Raw genomic sequence first — 3,964 nt, forward strand, 5'->3', positions numbered from 1 at the left:
TGCTCGACCGCATGGAAGTCATCCGTCTTCCGGGCTACACCGAAGACGAGAAGATCAATATCGCGATCAAGTACCTGTCGCCCAAGCAGATCGAAGCCAACGGCCTGAAGAAGACCGAGGTCGAGATCGAGGTCGATGCGATTCGCGACATCATCCGTTACTACACCCGCGAGGCGGGCGTGCGTGGACTGGAACGTCAGATTGCCAAGATCTGCCGCAAGGTGGTGAAAGAGCATGCGCACCTGAAGAAATTCACGGTCAAGGTCACGCCCGATTCGCTGGATCACCTGCTGGGCGTGCGCAAGTTCCGCTACGGTCTGGCCGAGCAGCAGGATCAGGTCGGTCAGGTCACCGGCCTTGCGTGGACTCAAGTGGGCGGTGAGTTGCTGACCATCGAAGCGGCAGTCATCCCAGGCAAGGGCCAGTTGATCAAGACCGGTTCGCTGGGTGACGTGATGGTCGAATCCATCACTGCGGCGCAGACGGTGGTGCGCAGCCGTGCCAAGAGCCTGGGAATCGCCGCGGACTTCCACGAGAAGCACGACACGCACATCCACATGCCCGAAGGTGCGACCCCCAAGGATGGCCCGAGCGCCGGTGTCGGCATGTGCACCGCACTGGTCTCGGCGCTGACCCAGATTCCGGTACGCGCCGATGTCGCCATGACCGGCGAAATCACCTTGCGTGGCCAGGTATTGGCCATCGGCGGGCTGAAGGAGAAGTTGCTGGCGGCCCATCGTGGTGGAATCAAGACGGTAATCATCCCTGAAGAAAACGTGCGCGATCTCAAGGAAATTCCCGACAATATCAAGCAGGATCTGCAGATTAAACCTGTTAAATGGATTGACGAAGTCCTGCAAATTGCGCTGCAATACGCGCCGGAGCCCTTGCCCGATGTGGCTCCCGAGATTGTCGCCAAGGATGAGAAACGCGATACGGATTCCAAGGAACGAATCAGCACGCATTGAGCCTTGATTTGACTGGGTGGCTTTCTTGACAGCTTTTTTGAGCCCTTGTTATAAAGCGGCACTTGCTGTGTCGACAGCCACCCGGCGCACGTTTCACCACATACTTAGAAACAACTCAAAATATCGATATAAGGGGACTTATAGTGAACAAGTCGGAACTGATTGACGCAATCGCCGCATCTGCTGATATCTCCAAAGCTACAGCTGGCAAGGCGCTGGACGCCGTGATCGAATCCGTGACGGGTGCCCTGAAATCCGGTGATTCGGTTGTGTTGGTAGGTTTCGGTACGTTCTCCGTGACTGATCGCCCAGCGCGTACCGGTCGCAACCCGCAAACCGGCAAGGCCCTGGAAATCGCGGCTGCCAAGAAGCCCAGCTTCAAAGCCGGTAAAGCCCTGAAAGAAGCTGTCAACTAAGCTTCGGCTACGCCTTTGCTACCTGCTGCCAGGCAATGCCGGCAACAGGAGTGGAGCTGAGCAAGCTCCGCGAGTTACGAGAAGGCGCATCCTCGGATGCGCCTTTCTTCTATCCGGATTCCTATTACTCTCCGCGGTCGCTCTATCTGTACGGCCGTTTTCGGGGGATGCATGCTGCAGAACATCAGGGATAACTCCCAGGGCTGGATTGCCAAGACCATCATCGGTTTGATCATCGTATTGATGGCGCTGACCGGTTTCGACGCGATCTTCCAGGCCGCCAGCCATAGCCAGGACGCTGCAAAGGTCAACGGTGACGAGATCACCTTGAATGAACTCAGTCAGGCGACCGAGATGCAACGTCGCCAACTGATGCAACAGTTGGGCAAGGATTTCGATCCAGCCCTGCTCGACGACAAGATGCTGCGCGAAGCGGCCCTCAAGGGCCTGATCGATCGCAAGCTGCTGCTGCAAGGTGCCCATGACGCCAAGTTCGCCTTCTCCGAAGGTGCGCTCGACCAGATCATGCTGCAGACGCCTGAGTTCCAGGTCGACGGCAAGTTCAGCGCCGAACGCTTCGACCAGGTCATTCGCCAGATGGGCTACGGCCGTCTGCAGTTCCGTCAGATGCTCTCCGAAGAGATGCTCATCGGCCAGCTGCGTGCCGGCCTGGCGGGCAGCAGCTTCGTGACCGACGAGCAGGTTGCCGCGTTCGCTCGCCTCGAGAAGCAGACCCGTGATTTCGCTTCGCTGACCTTCAAGGCAGACCCGTCGGCGACCAAGGTCACCGACGACGAGGTCAAGGCGCATTACGACGAACACGCCAAGGAATTCATGAGCCCTGATCAGGTGGTCATCGACTACGTCGAGCTGAAGAAGTCTTCGTTCTTCGACCAGGTCACCGTGAAGGACGAGGATCTTCAGGACGCCTACCAGAAAGAGATCGCCAACCTGTCCGAGCAGCGTCGTGCCGCGCACATTCTGATCGAGGTCAATGACAAGCTCGATGACGCGCAGGCCAAGGCCAAGATCGAGGAAGTGCAGGCACGTCTGGAGAAGGGTGAGGACTTTGCCAAGCTGGCCAAGGAAGTCTCCCAGGATCCAGGCTCGGCCAGCAATGGCGGTGACCTCGGTTTCGCCGGCAATGGCGTGTACGACCCGGCGTTCGAAACCGCGCTCAATGCCCTGAGCAAGGGCCAGGTTTCGGCGCCGGTGCGCACCGATTTCGGCTGGCACCTGATCAAGCTTGAAGACGTGCAGGCTCCGGACGTACCGACCTTCGCCAGCCTCAAGGCCAAGCTGACCAGCGACCTGAAGACTCAGGAAGTTGAACAGCGCTTCGTGACCGCCACCAAGCAACTGGAAGACTCGGCGTTCGAGGCCTCGGACCTGGGGCAGCCTGCTCAGGAGTTGGGCCTCAAGGTCCACACGTCCGAGCCGTTCGGCAAGGAAGGCGGCAGCCAGGGCGTGACTGCCAGCCGTGCCGTGGTGCAGGCCGCATTCAGCCCTGAAGTGCTGGAGGAGGGTTCCAACAGCGCTGCGCTGGAGCTGGACCCGGAAACCATGGTTGTGGTGCGCGTGAAGGAGCATCGCAAGCCTGAGCAACTGCCGCTGGAAGCCGTGGCCGGACCGATTCGTGCCGAGCTGGCCAGGCAGCACGCCGCAGCCCAGGTGAAGGCCAAGGGCGAAGCGCTGCTGGCCGGTCTGCGCGACGGCAAGGTGCCGCTGGCGGCCAGTCAGGAAGGTCAGTCCTGGAAAGTGCTGGAAGCGGTCAGCCGCGGCCAGGACGGCATCGAGCCGGTCGAGCTGCAGGCACTGTTCCGTATGCCCAAGCCGCAAGCCAAGGACAAGCCCGAGTTCAGCAGCGTGACGCTGAAGGACGGTAGCTTCGTGGTTCTGCGCCTGGACGGCGTGAACGAAGCTGCGGCGCCTAGCGATGAAGAGAAGACCCAGTACCGTCGCTTCCTGGCGTCGCGCATGGGTCAGCAGGATTTCGCGGCGTACCGCAAGCTGCTGGAAACCAAGGCGGACATCACCAAGTATTGAGGTGATGGATGTTTGAACAAAAGGCCGCGTATGCGGCCTTTTGTTTTTTGGTGGATTCAAGGGCCTCTTCGCGGGCAGAGCCCGCTCCCACATGTCACCACTACTCCTTGCGCCACCGATAAACCGAGCGATAAAAAAACGCCGCTGAAATCAGCGGCGTTTCTTCAACCGACCGAAGCCAGCTTACTCTTCGATATCACCCATGGCGGTGGTGTTGAAGCCGCCGTCCACGTACATGATTTCGCCGCTGATGCCCGACGCCAGGTCGGAGCACAGGAACGCGCCGGCGTTGCCGACTTCGTCGATGGTGACGTTGCGACGCAGCGGGGTCTGCGCTTCGTTGGCGGCCAGCATCTTGCGGAAATTCTTGATGCCCGAGGCTGCCAGGGTGCGGATCGGGCCGGCCGATACGGCGTTGACGCGAGTGCCTTCCGGGCCCAGGGAGCCGGCCAGGTAGCGCACGCCGGCTTCCAGCGAAGCCTTGGCCATGCCCATGACGTTGTAGTTGGGCATGGTGCGCTCGGCGCCCAGGTA

Annotated in this window: 3 protein-coding genes and 1 pseudogene; 3 read left to right on the forward strand and 1 reads right to left on the reverse strand. The window is 60.1% G+C overall.

The features are described from left to right. The 3 genes from B2V21_RS04455 to B2V21_RS04465 form a co-directional block, all read left to right on the forward strand. Positions 1 to 968, forward strand: a 968-nt coding sequence (locus tag B2V21_RS04455) for a S16 family serine protease (protein WP_286916136.1), incomplete at its 5' end; no start/stop codon positions are given. A gap of 143 nt (positions 969 to 1,111) precedes the next feature. After that, entirely contained in the window at positions 1,112 to 1,384 is a 273-nt protein-coding gene (locus B2V21_RS04460) for an HU family DNA-binding protein (protein WP_049858847.1), read from the forward strand. A gap of 171 nt (positions 1,385 to 1,555) precedes the next feature. After that, the gene (locus B2V21_RS04465) at positions 1,556 to 3,430 is read left to right on the forward strand and encodes a SurA N-terminal domain-containing protein (RefSeq protein WP_286916137.1); all 1,875 of its coding nucleotides are present in this window, start codon (positions 1,556 to 1,558) and stop codon (positions 3,428 to 3,430) included. Between the two features lie 183 nt (positions 3,431 to 3,613). Here the strand turns inward: B2V21_RS04465 and fabI are convergent. Beyond that, positions 3,614 to 3,964 (reverse strand): annotated as a pseudogene (gene fabI / locus B2V21_RS04470) (enoyl-ACP reductase FabI); the annotation flags it as partial.

Source organism: Pseudomonas sp. UBA6276, from assembly GCF_002438365.1.
Lineage (GTDB): Bacteria > Pseudomonadota > Gammaproteobacteria > Pseudomonadales > Pseudomonadaceae > Aquipseudomonas > Aquipseudomonas coleopterorum.